The sequence below is a fragment of the Paraburkholderia ferrariae NBRC 106233 genome (genome assembly GCF_000685035.1).
Lineage (GTDB): Bacteria > Pseudomonadota > Gammaproteobacteria > Burkholderiales > Burkholderiaceae > Paraburkholderia > Paraburkholderia ferrariae.
Genome location: NZ_BAYB01000038.1, coordinates 22,697 through 40,458, shown reverse-complemented (window position 1 = coordinate 40,458; position 17,762 = coordinate 22,697). Strand labels below are relative to the sequence as shown.

Below are 17,762 nucleotides of genomic sequence, written 5' to 3'. Positions count from 1 at the left end.
AACGGGAAAGCGCGCACGTGAGCGAGACGGAACCGCACGCCATGCCGGATGCTGCGCGCAATGGCGCGCAGCATAGCGCTTCGATCGTTCGCGGCTCGCTGATCAGCCTCGGCGTGCGGCTGCTCGATCTGCCGAGCCGGTATGGCTTCCATCTGCTCGTTGCTGCGGCGCTGGGCGTGGTCGAGACAGGCAATTTTTATATTGTGTTCAGCACGATGGTGGCGCTCGCGGGGTTTGGCCGCCTCGGCATCGATCAGGCGTTGACGCGGCAGATCGCAATGGATGTGGCGTCCGGCCGGCATGCGGCCGTGCGCTCCGCGATCCGCCGTGCGCTGGGGTGTGTGCTGCTGGCTTCCGCGGCCATTTCGGCGCTGCTTGCTTCAGGTGCTGCTGCCTTCGCCACGCATGTATTGCACAAACCGGCGCTGGCCGTGCCGTTGATGCTGGGCGCGCTCGCGTTCGTCCCGCAAAACGCGGGTGCCGTTTTTGCAGGGGCGCTGGCGGGACTGCAACGTGTGGGCTGCAGTCAGATGATCTATTCGTGGCTCTGGCCCGCGATCTTCTGCGCTGCCGCCGTGCCGGTCGTCATGGCCGGCGCGATGACCGTGACCCATGCCCTGCTTCTCATGACGGCCAGTTTCGCGCTGGCCGCGCTGGCCGGTGCGTTCCTGCTCAAGCGATTTCTCGAGGCAGTGCCGCGCACGGGCGAGTCGTCTTGCGAACCGCCGCGCCTGCTCAAACCGGGTCTCTCGCTGTTTACGCTCGAATTCACGAAGCTCCTGATTACATCGGCGCCGGCCATTGTGCTTGGCATCGTGGCGTCTTCGCGGGAAGCGGGTCTCTTCGCGCTGGCCTGGCGTCTCGCGCTCGTGGTCAATCTGCTGATTAGCGGCGTTACCGGCATGGCTGCGCCGCGATTCGCAAGTCTCTTTGCTCGCCACGATCGGGACGGATTGCAGAGGAGTGCTGCGCAAGCGACCGGTATCGTGCTGGCGTTGGCGCTACCGTTCACGCTCTGCATGCTGCTTGTGCCGGAACACGTGCTGACGATTTTCGGGCACGGTTACGGCGCCGGAGCGGCGGCGTTGCGCGTGCTGGCATTGGGGCAACTTGCCGCCGCCTGCTTCACGGCGATGCCGGAACTGCTCGGCATGACCGCGCATACGTCGGTGCTGTATCGCATCAACGTGGGGTCGGTCGCGGTGCTTCTGCTCGGGCTTGCGGCAATGGCACCGGGCGGTGGGAGCGTGGGCGCGGCGGCAGCGGCCTCGCTCGCCGTGGCCGTGAATGGTGCTCTCGCCGCCTGGGCGGCCCGGAAGCTACTCGGCGTTTCTCCGCTCGTCACGTTGTGGCGAGGCGTGTCTGGCCGCACGTAATTGCGTGCGGCCCGGTCAGGCAAGTCGCGGGTTTGCGTGCTTTGCTTCGGTCTGCAATGCCGCTTGCCACGGCGTCCATGCGAGGCCGAAAGTCTGCTCGGCGCGGCGCGAGTCGAGCCGGATATCCTGTTGCCACAGGTGCGCAAGCGAAGGCGGCAACGGCGGCGGCAGATTGCGGACTCCAACCTTGCGCGCAGCGATTTCCGCAAGCTTCAGAGCGGGCGCGAGCACGCGCGTTTCGAGCTTGAGGCGGCGTGCGCCGATCCGTTGCACCGGTGTAGCGCCCAGCGCACGCGCATACGCAACGAAGTACTCGTTCCAGCGCGGCGCGTTGGCCATCGCGAGGTTGTAGGCGTGGCCACCCGCTTCCGGCGTGCGCAGCGCAGCGAGCGCGGCGTGCACGACATCGTCGATATGCACGAGGTTGCTGCAACCGTCGCCGGCCGCACCGAGGTCTCCCAGTCGTTGCGCGCGCAGCAGATCGGCAATGCGTATCGACCACTGCGGGCTGCCGGCTCCATAGATGCAGCCCGGGCGCAGGCGCGTCACCGCAGGTAGCGGCGCGAGCAACTGCTCGGCCTCCTTCTTGGCGAGACCATAGGGGCTTGCAGCGTCGAGCGCAGCCTGTTCGTCGATGCGGCCTACGGCTGCCCCATACACGGCCATCGAGCTGAAGTGCACGACCGGCACGGGCGCGGTGCGCGCTTCGAGCGCGGCACGCAATGCACGCGCGTTTGCCACGATGGTTGCGGGTGCACCGGCTACGCAGTTCACGAGTCCGTCGATATCGGCGAGCGCGGCGCCGAGCGAGGCGGCGTCCGCGGCATCGACCTGACGCACGCCACTACCGGAGCGGCGCGATGTGGCCACGGGCTCGGCCCAATCGGTGCCGGCCAATGCCGCAACCACACGGCGGCCGACATAACCGTTTGCGCCAAGAACGAGGATGCGGGCTTTCATCACGCAGATTCCGTGGTGTGGGAAGTGGAGTCGTTCGGCATGGGCAATGCGGTGAGGTCCGCCGCGCTGCGCAGATGGCTGGCGAGCCGCAGCGCGAGCGCAACGATGCTCAAGGTCGGATTGGCCTGGCCCGAAGTCGGAAACACCGCGGCACTCGCGACATACACGTTATCGGTTTCATGCAGCCGGCAGTTGCGATCGACCACACTGGTGCGCGGATCGAGCCCCATGCGCGCGGTGCCGATGTGGTGGCCGCCATAGGCGCCGTAGCGCGTCATCTCCGCCTCGACCGTGTCGGGATCGTAGGTGAAGCGGCCCACGCCGCTGCGCTGGACTTCCTGCGCGAGTGCCTCCAGCGCGCGGCTGACCGTTGCGACGTCCTGGCGGGTATAGCGCCAGTCGACATGAATGCGGCGCAGCCCGAGCGCGTCGGTTTCGCGGCCGAGCGTAACGCGGCTCGCCGGATTGGGTTCCTGCTCCGCATGAAAGTCGAGGCTGAAGCGCAGGTTCGCCGGCCGCACGATCACGGAAGGGAACTTGCGGTCCGCCAGTGTGCGCTTGCGCAGCCAGTGCCAGAGGAAGGCGACCGTGTTCGGTGCGTCCGCAATGACGTTCTTCAGGTGGGCGAGCGCGGAACCGGCATCGTTGTCGGGCACATCGTCGTAAAGGCGCTTCGCGTACTCGTACGGGACGATGCTGCGTGCGAGGTACAGCGCGGACAGAATGCCGTTGCCGTGTCCGCTATCCGGAATGCGCGGGTGATGCAGGCGCGCGATAAAGTTGCCCGTGCGCAGCGCGCGTTGTGCGTCGGCGCTCAGCGCAAGCCGGCGCCGGCAATAGATGCCTTCGTCCGGGATATCGTAGCCGTGCCATACGGAACTGGCCTGCGCCAGGTCCAGCGTGCCGATGGTGCCCGCAAGATGGCTCATATAGTAGCGGCCGACCACGTCGTGCGCATTGCCGAGTCCGCGACCGCTCGCGCCGGGGCTGTTGAGCAAAAGACGGGGCACTTCGAGGCCGCCCGTTGCAAGCACATAGCCGCGTGCGGCAATGCGTAGCGCGGCGCCTCCCGTCACTCGCACTTCGGCCATGCCCACGCGCCGTGATTCGCCGGGCTGCAACGGCAGGCGGCACAGATTGGCATGCTGGAGCACGCGCACGCGGCCATTGGCCAGGCGCGCGCGGTAGCGTGCGCCGAAGTCGGTTGGGCAACTGAAGCGCTCTAGCGTGTGCGTGGTGAACACATCGCTGGCGAAGCCGCCGATCATGGGCCGCTGCGGCGTTTCGAATGCGCTCTCGCTCGTGTACGCGAATTCGCCGGCCTCGCACAGCGCGTTGGCTTGCGGGTACCAGGGCAGCAAGTCGGTTAGCGCAATCGGCCAGCCGCTGTGAGCGATCGCTTCGCGTGCTTCGAAGTCCAGCGCATCGAGCGGCATGCATCGGCCACCCCAGAGCGTGGTGGAGCCGCCGAAGCGGCGCACGCGGTAGTGTTCCGGCGAGGGATGGAGCCGCGAATCGGCCACCGTGCCCGCGTAGAGCGCCTGGATCGCGGGATCGGATTCGTCGCCGCCGCTTTCGAGCACGATGACGTCCAGACCGCTGTCTTCCAGTGCAAGCGCGAGCGTGATGCCGGCCGCACCGGCGCCTGCGATGCACAGGTCGGCGTGCAGCACGGTATTGGCGGGGATCTGGCGGGCGTCGACGATCATGATGCGCGACGTGCCGATGCGCGGCTTTGGGCTCGAGAAAGGCCCGTCAAAAGTCGCGCAAACGTTTTCGTCTGCATTTCGCACGGTTTATATGAGCACGCGGATGAATCTGCGTACATCGTTGCGTCGCTGCTTGCAATCCGTTCGAATACCGCCGGCATGTGTGCCGCTCCATTGCCCGCATTGTCGGGCCGCTGCGATGGTAGCCGATTCGCGCCGCGAATACGAAGCCTTTTGATGGGTCTTTTGAGGTTCTTTATTTGCTTTCGTGTATCGAAAAAAAGACGATGGCGATATCCGCCGCCACGAACGCGCTGTAACATCGCATCTGCAATAAAAAGCAAAAGACATTCTGGCATTGCCAGGAGACCAGAAAAACCACGCGTCGGACGCATGACGGGGCATGACGCCGGATTTCCGGCGCGGTGCCGGTTCAGGTCCGGCCGGGAAGTCGGGGATACAAGAACCAATGAGCAGTGTGCGTCTTCACGACGCGGCACCGAGCGTTGCCGCGCCTGCTGTATTCATGCCCAGTATTGCGCTGTTCGGACTCGATATCGCCGCCGTCCCGTTCGACACGGCGCTCGACGCGCTCTGCGACGCCGCGTCGCGCCGCGATGGCCGCGCGCGCGTGGCGGTCACGCCGAACGTCGATCATCTGGTGCGGCTCGATAAGCAGCCCGAACTCAAGCGTCTCTACCGTACCGCCGACTTCCTGTTTGCCGATGGCATGCCGCTCGTCTGGGCAAGCCGGCTGTGCGGCACGCCCTTGCCGGGCCGCGTGACGGGCGCGGATCTGCTGCCGGCGCTGTGCGAACGGGCGCGCACGCGCGGGTGGAAAGTCGTGGTAGTCGGCGGCCAACCGGGCCGCGAGCCGGAGCTTCTCGAAGGCATCGCGGCGCACTATCCGGGGCTGAATCTGGAGATCGTCGCGCCTTCCATGGCGTTCGATCCGCTCGGTCCCGAAGGCGACGCGATTGCCGGGCGCGTGTGTGCGATGGCACCGGATATCGTGTTCGTGTGCGTCGGCATGCCCAAGCAGGAACGCTGGGCGCTGCACAACGCAGGCAAGTTTTCCGGCGGCCTCGTGTTGTGTGCGGGCGCGGCCATAGAGTTCGCCGCCGGCCAGCAGCAGCGCGCGCCCGCCTGGATGCAGCGCAACGGGCTTGAATGGTGCTGGCGCATCAAGCAGGATCCCGCGCGTTTGTGGCGCCGCTATCTGGTGGACGACCGGCGCTTCCTGCGCATCTTCTGGCGTCAATGGCGGATCGCGCGTCTGGAGCGCGCTGCCGCGGGCATGGGTAGACTGCGCTGATCCGGTGGCCCGGCAGCGGGCCGCGCATCAGACCGCGTTGCGGCCCGCGATGATCTCGGGAATCGTTCTCAGCAGGATCTGCAGGTCGAGCCACAGCGACCAGTGCGTGATGTAGTAGCGGTCGTATTCGACGCGGCGCTGCATCTTGTCGGGCGTGTCGGTCATGCCCCGCAGTCCGTTGATCTGCGCCCAGCCCGTGATGCCCGGCTTGACGCTATGGCGCAGCATATAGCCGGGAATCAGGCGCCGGTACATTTCATTGTGCTCGGCCGCATGCGGGCGCGGTCCGACCAGACTCATCGAACCGCCAAGCACGTTGAACAGTTGCGGCAACTCGTCGAGCGAACTGCGGCGCAGATGCCGGCCCACTGCGGTGATCCGGCGATCGCCGGCATACGCCTGGCGCAGGCCGCTTTCGCGCGTGTATTCGTCGTCCTGAAACTCGACGTGCATCGAGCGGAATTTGTACACGACAATCGGCTCGCCATGTTCGCCGTAACGTAGCTGGCGGAACAGGATCGGACCTCGCGAATCGACGCGCACCGCAATCGCGATGGCGAGCATGACCGGCCACAGGAGCAACAGAAGCAGCGTTGCGCCGACGATATCGACGATGCGCTTGAGCATGCGCGAAAGGCCAAGAATCGGCATCTCGTGCAACGCGAGCAAGGGCACCCCGGCAAGATCCGTGCTGTTGGTCGCGAGATCTTCCACGAAGCGCGACTCGGGTACGAAGTAAATCGCGGCGGTCGAATCGTAGAGCTGCTTCACGATTTCGGCCGTGGCCTGCTCGCCGTCGAGCCGGCCCGTGGCGATGAACACGACCTCGAAGTCGTTGGCCTGAATGCGTTCGGCCGCATCGGCGTAGGCGCCTAGCCGCGGCGGCAGTGTTTCGCCGGCATCCGCCACCACGGGCACATCGCTGTAATAGCCGGTCACGCGGATACCGAGAATGGGCGAACGCGTGAGGCGCAGGTTCAGCTTGCGCGCCGCCGGGCCCAGACCGATGAAGATGGCGTCGCGCTGGTTGCCCGGTGCATTGTTGATGCTGTGCGCAATGCCGCGCAGCAGCGCGAGGCCCGCAAGCTGAAGCGGCAGCGCGAGTGCCGCCCATTGCGCGAGCAGCACGCACAACTCCCTCGCGCCACAGTCGGCGCCCGGCAGCAAGATCGCCAGTACGAACGGAAGGCGGCACCAGCGCAGTGCGCCGCGCTGGAGCATCCACGAAAGTTGACGTGCACTCGCGATCAAATGAAAGCGCACAAAGACCACGAACGCAGCGACGGCCAGCATGCCGGCCATGATGCGCAGCCAGGGCGAATCGGCCATTTTCCCGTGGTGCAGCAGGAGCGCGACGAATGCGCCGGCATTGAGCGCCGCGCTAACGCCCCCCGCCAACGCCATGAAAAGGCGGTGATGGTGACTCGACTGAGTGGACATGGCGGGCTTGGCTGGTTCGTGTAGCTAACGACTCGACAGCATTCATCAGGCCCGGCGCCTGCGCGGCAACCGGGGCGTGGCCAGAGTGTCGGGGAGTTTCTGTCCGCGCACGGAGCAACGCGCGCCAAGCGAGCGGCGCGATCCGGCGGCGTGGCGAAGCCGGCGCCGGAAGGGCGTTCGATTGGGAGCATGCGGTGAGCGGCTGCACTCTCCGGCGTAGCGGGTGCGTGGTGCGCTCAGGCATGGGAGCAGACGGCCGTTCCCCATCGGCCTGATGCGCAGACTTTCGATCCGGCGGCACGAGTGGTCTAGGTTCGGGTCGATATTCCGGAACGGCGGGCTGCCATCCTCAATTCGCGCAGATTTTACCAGTGCAATATGTCTTTTGCGTATGCGGGAGAGCGACTTTTGCCAGGAATGCCGGGATTGTGTGGTCAATTCGTCACTGAGCGGAATCGCACGCTGGTTCTCGATTCCCCGAATTCCCGAGCGAAGAGATACGGGGTATTTTCGGCAAGAGAATTTATCGTCCTCACGCAAACGTTTAATGGATGCGCGCAAACGTTTTTTGTTCCGGATTGGTCATTGCCATGGCGCATTCGTGGCATGCAGACTTTGCCCGCAACGCGGTTTTGGCCGCCTGGGGGAGGCCCGAGCTATCAAGGTACAATGCGGCGCGTTGTCTTTTCGCCGTCATTCGAGGTCGCCATTGAAGCGTCTAGCGCTGACTTTCTGCTTTGCTGCTGCCGCGTGCGCGGCGCCCGCCACCGTCTTTGCCGGTTGCTCGGGCAGTCTCGCGTTTCAGAACTGCGTGGACGAGTCCGGAAATAATTACACCGTGCAGCGCTTCGGCAATATGACGCCGATCGACAGCGAAGGCGCTAACGCGAACGAAACGGCCAACCATATCGCCCAGACTAACGGAAGCACGACTTTCGTCAGCGGTATGGCGGCGGACGGCTCGACCTGGAACGAAACCATTACCGATTATGGCAACGGCACCCGGACTATCTCAGGGATGGACGGGCATGGCATTGTCTATAACCGGTATTGCACGGCGAGCGGCTGTCATTGAGCCGGCTTTCTTCTGCTTTTGCGGCCTTGGGTCGATCCGCCGTCGCGCGACGGTTTTTGCAGCGCAGCTAACGCGGCATTCAATATTTCGAGCCACCCGCTCTCATATCCTGTCCCGGCCTGCAGCACCACGCGTTGCAGTGCCGCTTCGCGGTCCTGCGGTTCGTCCGGAAAATCGCGCTGCTCGATTGCGCGATATTGCGCAAGCTTGTCTTCATGCAGCGCAATGCGGCGCCGAATCTCTTTCTCCAGCCCCGTGGGTCCGACCACGGCTTCCGCACGCAGCCGCACCAGGAATTCATGGCGCAGTACGGCAGGCTCTTCTTCCTGCGTAATCCATTGCCTCAATTCGTCGCGGCCCGCCGGCAAGATCCGGTAAGCGCGCTTGCGGCCCCGGGTGGCCTCCTCCGGTAGCGACTCGATGAGTTTTGCCTCTTCGAGGTGTCCCAGTTCGCGATAAATCTGCTGGTGCGTAGCGTTCCAGAAGTAGCCGATCGATTTGTCGAAGCGGGCCGCCAGTTCGGACCCGGAGCAGGACCGTTCGACGAGAGCAGTAAGCAAGGCGTGAGGAAGCGACATCGGGCGGGAGCAGAGGCGGGCTGGACTGAAGATAAAGGATTTCCTCTAAAACTATACATTCCCTTGCTCGTTTATGAAACTGGTTGCATGATGATGCCACCCTCTATGCAACTAGTTTCATAAATACCATGGAACACTATCCGAATCTGCTGCGCCCGCTCGATCTGGGCTTCACCACGCTGCGAAACCGCGTCCTGATGGGCTCCATGCACGTCGGCCTCGAAGAGGTGCCGAACGGCTTCGAACGCATGGCGGCCTTCTATGCGGAGCGCGCAAGGGGAGAGGTGGGACTGATCGTGACCGGGGGCATTGCCCCCAACGAGCGCGCGCGTCCCATGCACGGCGGCGCCATGCTGACCACCGAGGCCGAAGCCGACCAGCACCGGCTGATTACGCGGGCGGTCCACGCGGAAGGCGGCAAGATTGCCATGCAGATCCTGCATTTTGGGCGCTATTCGTATCAGCCGAAACTGGTGGCGCCGAGCGCGCTGCAGGCCCCGATCAATCCGTTCGTCCCGCACGAGCTGACCGATGAAGAGGTCGAGCAGACCGTCGACGACTACGTTCGCTGCGCGGCGCTCGCTCAGCATGCAGGCTACGACGGCGTGGAAATCATGGGCTCGGAGGGGTATCTCATCAACGAGTTCATCGTGCCGCGCACGAACCATCGCAACGATCGCTGGGGTGGCAGTTACGAGAACCGCATCCGCTTTCCTCTGGAGATCGTGCGCCGCATTCGGGAGCGCGTGGGCCGCGACTTCATCCTCATCTATCGTCTTTCCATGCTCGATCTCGTGGAAGGCGGTTCCACGCTGGAGGAGGTCATCGGGCTCGCGCAGGCCGTCGAACAGGCGGGCGCTACCCTGATCAACACGGGTATCGGCTGGCACGAGGCGCGCATACCGACCATAGCCACGAAGGTGCCGCGCGGCGCCTACACCTGGGTGACGCAGCGGCTGATGGGCAAGGTGTCGATTCCGCTTGTTGCCACCAACCGCATCAACACGCCCGAACTGGCGGAACAACTGCTGGCCGATGGGGTGTGCGACATGGTGTCGATGGCGCGCCCGTTCCTCGCCGACGCTGCTTTCGTGCGCAAAGCCCGGGAGGGTCGCGCCGACGAAATCAATACGTGCATTGGCTGCAATCAGGCGTGCCTCGACCATACGTTCGCAGGCAAAGTCACGTCCTGTCTGGTCAATCCGCGCGCCTGCCACGAAACGCAGATCGTCATTCAGCCGGCGCAGCAGCGCAAGCGGGTTGCCGTGGTGGGTGCGGGTCCGGCGGGGCTTGCGTGTGCCGTGACGGCGGCCGGGCGCGGCCACGCGGTGACGCTGTTCGAGGCCGGCCCGGAGATCGGCGGGCAGTTCAACATCGCTAAAAAGGTGCCCGGCAAGGAAGAATTCGAGGAAACGTTGCGTTACTTCCGGCGCCAGATCGAACTCAACGGCGTGGAGCTTCGCCTCAATACGCGCGCGACGGCGGAGCTGCTGATGCAGGGAGCGTTCGACGAAGTGGTGGTTGCAACGGGTGTCGTGCCACGCGATCCGAAGATCGAAGGCGCGAATCATCCGAAGGTGCTGGGCTATCTCGACGTTCTGCGCGACGGCAAACCCGTTGGGCGCGAGGTGGCCATCGTGGGCGCCGGCGGCATCGGCTTCGACGTGGCCGAGTATCTGGTGCACGAGGGCAAAAGCGCCAGCCTCGACCCGGCGAAGTTCTTCGCCGAATGGGGCGTGGATACGACCTATGCGGAGCGTGGCGGGGTGCGCCAGCCGCATCTGGAAGCGCCTGCGCGCCACGTGCATCTCCTGCAGCGCAAGAAGTCGAAGGTGGGCGACCGTCTTGGAAAAACCACGGGCTGGATTCATCGCACGGCGCTCAAGGCACGGGGCGTGGAGATGGTTTCCTCGGTGGACTACCAGCGCGTCGACGAGGAAGGACTGCACGTGACGATCGACGGCGAGCCGCGCACGCTGCCCGTGGACAACGTGGTGATCTGCGCGGGACAGGAGCCCCTGCGCGAACTCGCCGATCAACTGCAGGCCGCCGGACGCACCGTGCACGTGATCGGCGGGGCGGACGAGGCCGCGGAACTGGATGCCAAGCGCGCCATTTATCAAGGCACGACACTCGCCGTCGCGCTGTGACGGCCATTTTGTTCGGAGAACGGAGTTTTCATGAGCCAGTCAACCTTTCATGTTCATCCCGCTGTCGCGCGTTCCCTCGAAAAGTGGCACGCGATGGTGGAAAGCGGGGATCTCAGCGCATTGAGCAGCATCGTGCACCCCGATGCCGTTTTCCGTTCGCCCATGGCGTTCAAGCCCTATGCGCCGGCTCCGGCGTTGCTGATGGCGCTGCAAACGGTCGTCACGATCTTTCGCGACTTCACCTATCATCGTCAGTTCAGCAGTGAGGACGGACTGAATGTCGTGCTGGAGTTCAGCGCCAACGTGGAGGACAAGCAGCTCAAGGGCATCGATATGATCCGTTTCGACGAGGAAGGCCGCATTGTCGAATTCGAGGTCATGATCCGGCCGTTCAACGCGTTGCAGGCCCTGGGCGCGCAAATGGGCGCGCGGCTCGCGCAGTTTCTGCCGGCCTACAAGGTTTAGCCTTGGAAGACGACGTAGCCGCGCTTTCCGACGAACCCCAACCGCAGAAAAAGGAAAATCACCATGCCTTATTCGATCGACTCTACCGTACGCGATCTTCTGGAAAGCGATAGCGCGAAGGCCGTCGTCGAGAAGCACTTGCCCGGCATTGCCTCGCATCCGCTAATCGGTATGGCGCTTGGCATGTCGCTGGCGACTGCGGCGAAATTCTCCGATGGCCTCGTTTCGGCAGAAGTGCTTCAGAAGGTGGATGCGGACTTGCGGGCTTTGGGTTGAGGGTTGACGTTTGACGTCTGACGCGAGAGGGAGGCAGGATCAGGCGCCCGCTGTATGGCACACCACTTCGATGTTGTGCCCGTCCGGATCGATGACGAACGCGGCATAGTAGTTCGCGTTGTAGTTCGGGCGCAGGCCAGGTCCACCGTTGTCTTTGCCGCCCGCCTTCAGCGCCGCGCGATGGAACGCCTCGACCTGCTGGCGGTTCGCTGCCGTGAACGCGAGATGAAGGTGCGCGGGCTTTTCGGTGGTCTGATAGAGACACAGCGAAGGCTGGCCCGGCGGGCTCAACTCCACACCGTAGGTCGGGTCGCCCTCGGAGACCACCGCTACGCCCAGCGGTTCGAGCGCTGCGAGATAGAACGCCTTGCTTGCCGCATAGTCGGTGACTCCGAATTTGACGTGATCAAACATGAGTTCTCCTGAAGTGTGCGTTTGGACCTGTATGGGACCTGTATGGGACCTGTATGGGACCTGTGCGGGACCTGTGCGGGACCTGCAGGGATTTTAGGGCGAACTGCCATCTCAGCAGCGTGTTGCTGCAACGCCTTCAGGTGCCATTGCTGCTGAAATTGAGCAAGACAATGCCGCATATGGCCATGCACAACCCCATGGCCTTGAGGGCGTTGAGCGATTCCTCGAACCAGACCACACCTATCACTGCCGTCAAGGCAGCACTGCTTCCCGCCCAGGCCGCGTAGGCCATACCCATTTCGATTCGCTTCGTTGCGACAGCCATCAGAAAGACGGCCGTGACGTAGCAGATCACGGTGAGCACGGAGGGCAGGAACCGGGTGAATCCGGCGGAGAGCGTGAGACTGGCCGTGCCGAGCGCTTCGGCTGCGACGCTCGCAGCAAGAATGAGCCATGCGGCCTGTGTGGAGGGCATATGCGTACCTCGCCAGTCCAACGTTTATACCGAACGTTGGAGCAAGCGAAGAAAGGTAGCGGTACCCCGAAGCTGAGGAAGCATGGTCTCAGAGCGGAAACCGGTTGTCAACGCGCTTGCTTGTGCGCAGCGGAGTCCTCGCCAACCGCGATCGCTCCGTCGAGTCCCTCTGTTTGCGATGGGGGCTCGAAGAGTCTGAACGCCGGGGCCGCTCGCTGAGCGCCGCTGTCAAATCCCTGTACAACTGCTCCCAGGCCGCGGCGTTGCGTTCGGCCGTGAACACACGGCCGGCACCGGTTTGCAGGTAGTGGTCCGGGTTCAGATGCATGCGAGGCGTCTTCGCGCGATAGCCATGGCCGGCTTCGCTAAACGGCGGCGGAAAGAGCGGCGAGTTTTTGCACCGTGTCCGCGCACGCGTGTGCCGCTTCAGCACCCTTTACGACGAAATGTTCGCGGAAATAGCGGACATGCTCTTCGCCGTGGAAGTGATGGGGTGTCAGCACGGCGGAAAACACCGGCGTATTGGTCTCGAGCTGAACCTGCATCAAGCCATTGATAACGGCCTGAGCCACAAACTCGTGGCGGTAGATTCCGCCATCGACCACCAGTCCCGCCGCAACGATCGCAGCGTAGCGGCCGCTACACGCGAGGCGCCTCGCGTGCAGGGGAATTTCAAATGCACCGGGGACTTCATAAAGATCGATGTCATTGGCCGTATAGCCGTACTGCGTGATTGCATCGAGAAAGGACGTCTTGCACTGGTCAACGATGTCGCGATGCCAGCACGATTGCACGAAGGCGATGCGCCGCCGTTCTGCTGGAACGGAATCGAGCGGGGAGTCTGCGTGAAGAGAGGTGACAGTCATTTGCATGGGCCTGTTTTGTGTGAACAGGGCGAAGAACGGCCGCGCCGCTGCAAGACGCAGAGGCGCGTACCGCTCCGTTCTCTTTCATCCGGACTATACCGTCGGCCCCGGAATCTCACCAGGTCTGCTGACCTTTGCTTCATCACGTACCGCCGTGTCTGGCAAAGCGCTCGCGGGCTACGGATCGTGCCGACCCGATTACCGCCGGTGGGGAATTTCACCCCGCCCCGAGAACATGTTCAAAAGCGAACGAGACGTAAATTAGCACGAGAACGAAAATATTGCTGCCGCGTACCCCTATGCGAGGTGAGGTCATTATCGTTCGCGGGCGGGCGGGTTTGCCGCGTTCCGCCGTGCCCCATCGTGCCCGGGTCGCGGGGCAGTTATCATATCGACCTGGAAACTGCTAAAGAGGCGCATATGTTTACGGGAATCGTTCAAGGTGTCGGCGTTATCAAGGCGATTGAAGATCATGCGGAACTGAGAACGTTCAGCATCGAATTTCCCGAGGGATTCACCGCGGGTATCGAAATCGGTGCCAGTGTCTCGGTCGATGGCGTCTGCCTCACGGTGACAACGATCCGTTCCGCTGTGCTGGTTGACTTCGACGTGATGCTGCAGAGCCTGAGAATCACCACACTCGCGGACTTGACGGAAGGCGCGAAGGTCAATGTCGAGCGTGCGGCAAAGGATGGCGCGGAGATTGGCGGGCATCCGCTGTCCGGTCATGTCGATTTCACCGGCACGATCGAACATATTTCGTTATCCGAACACAACAAGATGATTCGCATCCGCATACCGGCCGATTTTCGCCGCTATGTTTTCGCGAAGGGCTACATCGCGGTCAATGGTTGCAGCCTCACGGTTTCGGAGACCAATCGGGAAGAGGGCTGGTTCGAACTCTGGCTGATTCCCGAAACGCGCCGCGCCACCACGTTCGATGCCAAGGCGGTCGGCGACAAGGTCAACATCGAGATCGAACGCAGCACGCAGGTTGTCGTGGACACGATACGGGAATCGGTCAAGGAAACGCTGGGCGAGTTGACCGGCGTCGTCTCGAAGTTGCTGGCGGAGAAGGGCATCGACATCGAAGACCTGCTGATCAAAAACATCCCGCGGCTGCCGAAGCAGTAAGGGCGACGAGTCGCCGGCCAGGGCCACCGACTCGTCGTGTTCGCCAGCCCGATCCGCACGGGCGCGCTGCGAGCCTACTTTCCCGCGAAGTGGTCGTTCAGCCCGGCGAACTGCTTTGCATAGCCGTCGCGGCCCTGTTCGGCGGCAAAGCGCAGCGGCAGCACGCGTTTGACGAGCACTTCGCGAACCTCCGGCTGCGTATCCAGAATCGACATGACTTCGTCGATGAATTCCGCAAGCGGCATGGCGTTGGGGTCGCTTGCCTGTTGTTCGCCCATCAACTCGGTCTGGACGTACGGCGGCGCGATTTCGATAACGTCTACGCCCGTTCCGGCGAGCTGGTAGCGCAACGACTCGCTGAACGAGTGAATCGCCGCCTTGGTGGCGCTATAAGTGGGCGTGATGGCGAGCGGCAGGAACGCCAGCCCCGACGAAACGTTTAGTACAGCAGATTTTTCCTGCTTGTGCAGCAAGGGCAGCAGCGCGGCCGTGAGGCGAATGGGGGCGAGCAGGTTCGTGGCGATGGTTGCCTCGGCAATGCCGGTGTCGACCTCGGCCGCACGCCAGTCTTCGGGTTGCATGATGCCGGCGTTGTTGACGAGCGCGTTCAGGCCCGGATATTCGGTGGCGATTTTGGCCGCTGCGCGGGCGATGTCCTCAGGATCCGTGACATCCAGCACGAACGCTTCGATACCCGGATTCGCACGGACGACGTCTTCCAGTGCGGCTGCGCGACGCCCGGCAACGATGACCCGGTTGCCACGCTGGTGAAAGGCTTCCGCCAGTGCGCGCCCGATGCCCGAGCCGCCGCCGGTGATCAGAATGGTGTTTCCGCGAGTCTGCATGACTGTTCTCCTGTTTGAGGTTGTGCTAGCGTATGGCAAATACTCTCAATCGGGAAGTAGGCACCGTTTTGTGAGGTACGAACACATGGGTAACTAATAGGGCAGGACAAGGCATGAAAGGCAAACCCGTTCGCCGTGGGGTGGTATTCAAATCCGCCGAGGGGCACGCGTCCAATGCGGAGCTGGATGCGCTCGTGCTGGACGTGCTCGGCCGCGTGGCGGACAAATGGACAATGTGCGTGCTCGAAGTGCTGGCCCAGAACGGCGTGCTGCGCTTTACGCGCGTGGGTGAACTGGTCGGCTCGATCAGCCAGCGCATGCTGACGAAAACATTACGCGACATGGAGGCGGACGGCCTCGTGCTGCGAACGGTGTATCCCGAGGTCCCGCCCCGCGTCGAATATTCGCTGACCGAAATGGGAACGAGCTTGTGCGCGGCTTTTTGCGGCGTCTGGGAATGGGCCGAAAAACATGAACCGGAGTTGCGCGCGCTGCGCCTGAAGCGGGACGCGCGGGATTGATGTATCCCGTGTGACGGGACAAAAGGGGCGGGCGTGTTGGCCGGGTCCGCCGCAATGCGCCGTCTCGATGGTTTCGAGGCCGTCGTGCACCGTGCGGGTGTGATTCAACGCGCCTCGACGTTTCGCAGAACCTCGCGCGCCGCGCTCACCACCGCGTCCGCTGTGATGTCGAATTTTTCATAGACATCCTGAATCTTGCCGGACTCGCCGAAGCCGTGCATGCCGACGAATCGGCCCTCGGGTCCCAGATACCGGTCCCACCCCAGCTCCACCGCCGCCTCCACGGCCACTCTCGCAGGCGATTCGCCCAGAATGGCCCGCCGGTACGCGGCGTCCTGCTCTTCGAACAGCAGTCGGCAAGGCATCGAAACCACCGCAGTCGGAACCCCTTCGTTGTGCAGAATATCGCGCGCCTTGACGGCCAGTTGAAGCTCCGATCCGGTGGCAAGCAGGGTGAGCCTGCGCGGACCGCCCTCGGCATCCAGCAGAATATAGGCGCCCCGCGCCGACCGGTTTTCGCTCCCTGGCTCCTTGCGCAGCAGCGGCAGCGGCTGGCGCGACAGCGCGAGCAGTGCCGCACGGCGCGGCTGTTCCAGAATCAGCTCCCAGCATTCCGCGGTTTCGACGGCGTCCCCCGGCCGGTACACGGCCAGTTGGGGAATCGCCCGCAGTGAGGCGAGTTGCTCGACGGGTTGGTGCGTGGGCCCATCTTCGCCAAGCCCGATCGAATCGTGCGTCATGACGAAGATCGTGCGCACCCGCATCATCGCGGCCAGCCGGATGGCGGGGCGGCAGTAATCGGAGAAGCAAAGGAACGTTCCGCCATAGGGAATCAGGCCGCCGTGCAGCGCAATGCCGTTCATGGCCGCCGCCATGCCGTGCTCGCGCACACCGTAATGGATATAGGAACCCGCGTATTGGCCCGGCCCGATCTCGACCTGATGCTTCGCCTTCGTATTGTTCGACGGCGTGAGGTCGGCGGAGCCGCCCAGCAACTCGGGAATCGCGTCGAAGAGGTGGTCGATCACCTCGCCGCTCGCCTTGCGCGTGGCCATGTCGTCGGCGCTTGCGAGGAACGCTTCGCGCGCCGCCGTAATGGCCGATCGCCAGTTTTCGGGCAGCTTGCCGGCGTTGCGCCGCTCGAATTCGGCGCGCAGTGCCGGCGGTGCGCCTTGCACGCGCGCCTCCCAGGCGAGCCGTGCCTCGCGGCCCCGCGCGCCCACTTCGCGCCATGCTTCGAGCAGCGGATCGGGAATGTCGAAGGGAGGCGAATTCCAGTTGAGGAGTTTGCGTGCGCCGGCGATCTCTTCTTCGCCCGGTGCGTCGCTATGCGCCTTTTGCGTGCCCGCTTTGGTGGGCATGCCGAAGCCGATGATCGTTTTGCAGGCGATCAGGGTGGGCCGGTCCGCGCTTGCGCGAGCGGTTTCGATGGCGCGGCGAATCGCGTCCGTGTCGTGGCCGTCGATCTCCAGAACCTGCCATTGCGAGGCACGGAAGCGTTCTATTTCGTTATCCGAAACAGCGAGACGGGTGGCCCCGTCGATCGAAATGGCATTGTTGTCCCAGAACGCGATCAACCGCCCCAGCTTGAGGTGCCCGGCGAGCGAAATGGCTTCCTCGCTGATGCCTTCCATCAGGCAGCCGTCGCCCAGGAAAACATAGGTGTAATGGTTCACCAGATCGTTGCCGAACTGCGCATTCAGGATGCGCTCGGCCAGCGCCATGCCCACCGAATCCGCAATGCCTTGCCCCAGGGGGCCGGTGGTGAGCTCGATGCCCTCGGCATGCCCGTACTCCGGATGGCCCGGCGTTTTGCTGCCTACTTGCCGGAAGCGTTTCAGCTCGTCGAGCGGCATGTCCGCGTAGCCGGTCAGATAGAGCAGGCTGTACAGCAGCATCGAAGCGTGCCCGTTGGACAGCACGAAGCGGTCGCGATCGAGCCAATGGGGCTGCGACGCATCGAACTGCATGAAATCCTTGAAAAGGACCGTGGCGATATCGGCCATCCCCAGCGGCGCGCCGGGGTGGCCGCTATTGGCTTTTTGCACCGCGTCGAGCGTGAGGAAGCGGATACAGTTCGCCATCTCGCGCAGATGCGGGTCGCGGGGCGGCGGAACGGATTTCGGCGGGGTGGGGGCAGCGGGCGTGGGCGTGGTCATGGGG

The 17,762-nt window shown here is 63.6% G+C and carries 17 protein-coding genes and 1 riboswitch; of the genes, 8 read left to right on the top strand and 9 right to left on the bottom strand.

The window, feature by feature from the left end:
- Window positions 1-17 precede the first annotated feature (17 nt).
- Window positions 18-1,376, top strand: a complete 1,359-nt coding sequence (locus BFE01S_RS31280) for a lipopolysaccharide biosynthesis protein (protein ID WP_245621245.1) — start codon at window positions 18-20, stop codon at window positions 1,374-1,376.
- 15 nt (window positions 1,377-1,391) lie between these two features.
- Here BFE01S_RS31280 and BFE01S_RS31275 read toward each other — a convergent pair whose 3' ends face one another.
- Both BFE01S_RS31275 and BFE01S_RS31270 read right to left on the bottom strand, forming a co-directional pair.
- A complete protein-coding gene (locus BFE01S_RS31275) occupies window positions 1,392-2,336 on the bottom strand; it encodes an NAD-dependent epimerase/dehydratase family protein (protein WP_028228895.1) in 945 nt (314 codons plus the stop codon).
- Window positions 2,336-4,045: a GMC oxidoreductase gene (locus BFE01S_RS31270; protein ID WP_028228894.1), complete on the bottom strand. Its 1,710-nt coding sequence runs from the start codon at window positions 4,043-4,045 to the stop codon at window positions 2,336-2,338. The genes BFE01S_RS31275 and BFE01S_RS31270 overlap by 1 nt, the downstream gene beginning before the upstream one ends.
- A gap of 469 nt (window positions 4,046-4,514) precedes the next feature.
- Between BFE01S_RS31270 and BFE01S_RS40900 the strand changes: the two genes are divergently transcribed.
- Window positions 4,515-5,360 carry a WecB/TagA/CpsF family glycosyltransferase gene (locus tag BFE01S_RS40900; RefSeq protein WP_245621244.1) on the top strand — a complete coding sequence of 282 codons (846 nt, stop codon included), beginning with the start codon at window positions 4,515-4,517 and terminating at the stop codon, window positions 5,358-5,360.
- Window positions 5,361-5,387: 27 nt separating this feature from the next.
- Here BFE01S_RS40900 and BFE01S_RS31260 read toward each other — a convergent pair whose 3' ends face one another.
- Window positions 5,388-6,800 (bottom strand): undecaprenyl-phosphate glucose phosphotransferase, encoded by a 1,413-nt coding sequence (locus BFE01S_RS31260; RefSeq protein WP_156967222.1) that lies wholly within the window; start codon window positions 6,798-6,800, stop codon window positions 5,388-5,390.
- A 547-nt stretch (window positions 6,801-7,347) separates the two neighbouring features.
- Here BFE01S_RS31260 and BFE01S_RS40895 point away from each other — a divergent pair.
- Entirely contained in the window at window positions 7,348-7,875 is a 528-nt protein-coding gene (locus BFE01S_RS40895) for a hypothetical protein (RefSeq protein WP_156967221.1), read from the top strand.
- Here BFE01S_RS40895 and BFE01S_RS40890 read toward each other — a convergent pair.
- Window positions 7,869-8,453: a PadR family transcriptional regulator gene (locus BFE01S_RS40890; RefSeq protein WP_042339168.1), complete on the bottom strand. Its 585-nt coding sequence runs from the start codon at window positions 8,451-8,453 to the stop codon at window positions 7,869-7,871. The genes BFE01S_RS40895 and BFE01S_RS40890 overlap by 7 nt on opposite strands.
- A 128-nt stretch (window positions 8,454-8,581) precedes the next feature.
- On the opposite strand from BFE01S_RS40890, the gene BFE01S_RS31245 reads away from it, so the two are divergent.
- The 3 genes from BFE01S_RS31245 (at window position 8,582) to BFE01S_RS40885 (ending at window position 11,344) form a co-directional block, all read left to right on the top strand.
- The gene (locus BFE01S_RS31245) at window positions 8,582-10,603 is read left to right on the top strand and encodes an NADPH-dependent 2,4-dienoyl-CoA reductase (protein WP_028228892.1); all 2,022 of its coding nucleotides are present in this window, start codon (window positions 8,582-8,584) and stop codon (window positions 10,601-10,603) included.
- Between the two features lie 30 nt (window positions 10,604-10,633).
- The gene (locus tag BFE01S_RS31240; RefSeq protein ID WP_028228891.1) at window positions 10,634-11,068 is read left to right on the top strand and encodes a nuclear transport factor 2 family protein; all 435 of its coding nucleotides are present in this window, start codon (window positions 10,634-10,636) and stop codon (window positions 11,066-11,068) included.
- Between the two features lie 63 nt (window positions 11,069-11,131).
- Window positions 11,132-11,344 (top strand): hypothetical protein, encoded by a 213-nt coding sequence (locus BFE01S_RS40885; protein ID WP_042339165.1) that lies wholly within the window; start codon window positions 11,132-11,134, stop codon window positions 11,342-11,344.
- Between the two features lie 39 nt (window positions 11,345-11,383).
- On the opposite strand, the gene BFE01S_RS31230 is transcribed toward BFE01S_RS40885, so the two are convergent.
- The 3 genes from BFE01S_RS31230 to BFE01S_RS31220 all read right to left on the bottom strand — a co-directional run bounded on the left by BFE01S_RS31230 (window position 11,384) and on the right by BFE01S_RS31220 (window position 13,099).
- A complete protein-coding gene (locus BFE01S_RS31230; RefSeq protein WP_028228890.1) occupies window positions 11,384-11,758 on the bottom strand; it encodes a VOC family protein in 375 nt (124 codons plus the stop codon).
- A 136-nt stretch (window positions 11,759-11,894) separates the two neighbouring features.
- The gene (locus BFE01S_RS31225) at window positions 11,895-12,233 is read right to left on the bottom strand and encodes a DMT family transporter (protein ID WP_028228889.1); all 339 of its coding nucleotides are present in this window, start codon (window positions 12,231-12,233) and stop codon (window positions 11,895-11,897) included.
- 365 nt (window positions 12,234-12,598) lie between these two features.
- Window positions 12,599-13,099 (bottom strand): 6,7-dimethyl-8-ribityllumazine synthase, encoded by a 501-nt coding sequence (locus BFE01S_RS31220; RefSeq protein ID WP_028228888.1) that lies wholly within the window; start codon window positions 13,097-13,099, stop codon window positions 12,599-12,601.
- Between the two features lie 72 nt (window positions 13,100-13,171).
- A riboswitch (FMN riboswitch) is annotated at window positions 13,172-13,338 on the bottom strand.
- Window positions 13,339-13,519: 181 nt separating this feature from the next.
- Here BFE01S_RS31220 and BFE01S_RS31215 point away from each other — a divergent pair.
- Window positions 13,520-14,233 carry a riboflavin synthase gene (locus tag BFE01S_RS31215; RefSeq protein WP_028228887.1) on the top strand — a complete coding sequence of 238 codons (714 nt, stop codon included), beginning with the start codon at window positions 13,520-13,522 and terminating at the stop codon, window positions 14,231-14,233.
- A 74-nt stretch (window positions 14,234-14,307) separates the two neighbouring features.
- Here BFE01S_RS31215 and BFE01S_RS31210 read toward each other — a convergent pair whose 3' ends face one another.
- On the bottom strand, window positions 14,308-15,078 hold the full coding sequence (locus BFE01S_RS31210) for an SDR family oxidoreductase (RefSeq protein WP_028228886.1): 771 nt from the start codon (window positions 15,076-15,078) through the stop codon (window positions 14,308-14,310).
- A gap of 113 nt (window positions 15,079-15,191) precedes the next feature.
- Here BFE01S_RS31210 and BFE01S_RS31205 point away from each other — a divergent pair, with 113 nt between their 5' ends.
- Entirely contained in the window at window positions 15,192-15,599 is a 408-nt protein-coding gene (locus BFE01S_RS31205) for a winged helix-turn-helix transcriptional regulator (RefSeq protein ID WP_028228885.1), read from the top strand.
- 104 nt (window positions 15,600-15,703) lie between these two features.
- On the opposite strand, the gene tkt is transcribed toward BFE01S_RS31205, so the two are convergent.
- A complete protein-coding gene (gene tkt, locus BFE01S_RS31200) occupies window positions 15,704-17,758 on the bottom strand; it encodes a transketolase (protein ID WP_028228884.1) in 2,055 nt (684 codons plus the stop codon).
- Between the last annotated feature and the right edge of the window lie 4 nt (window positions 17,759-17,762).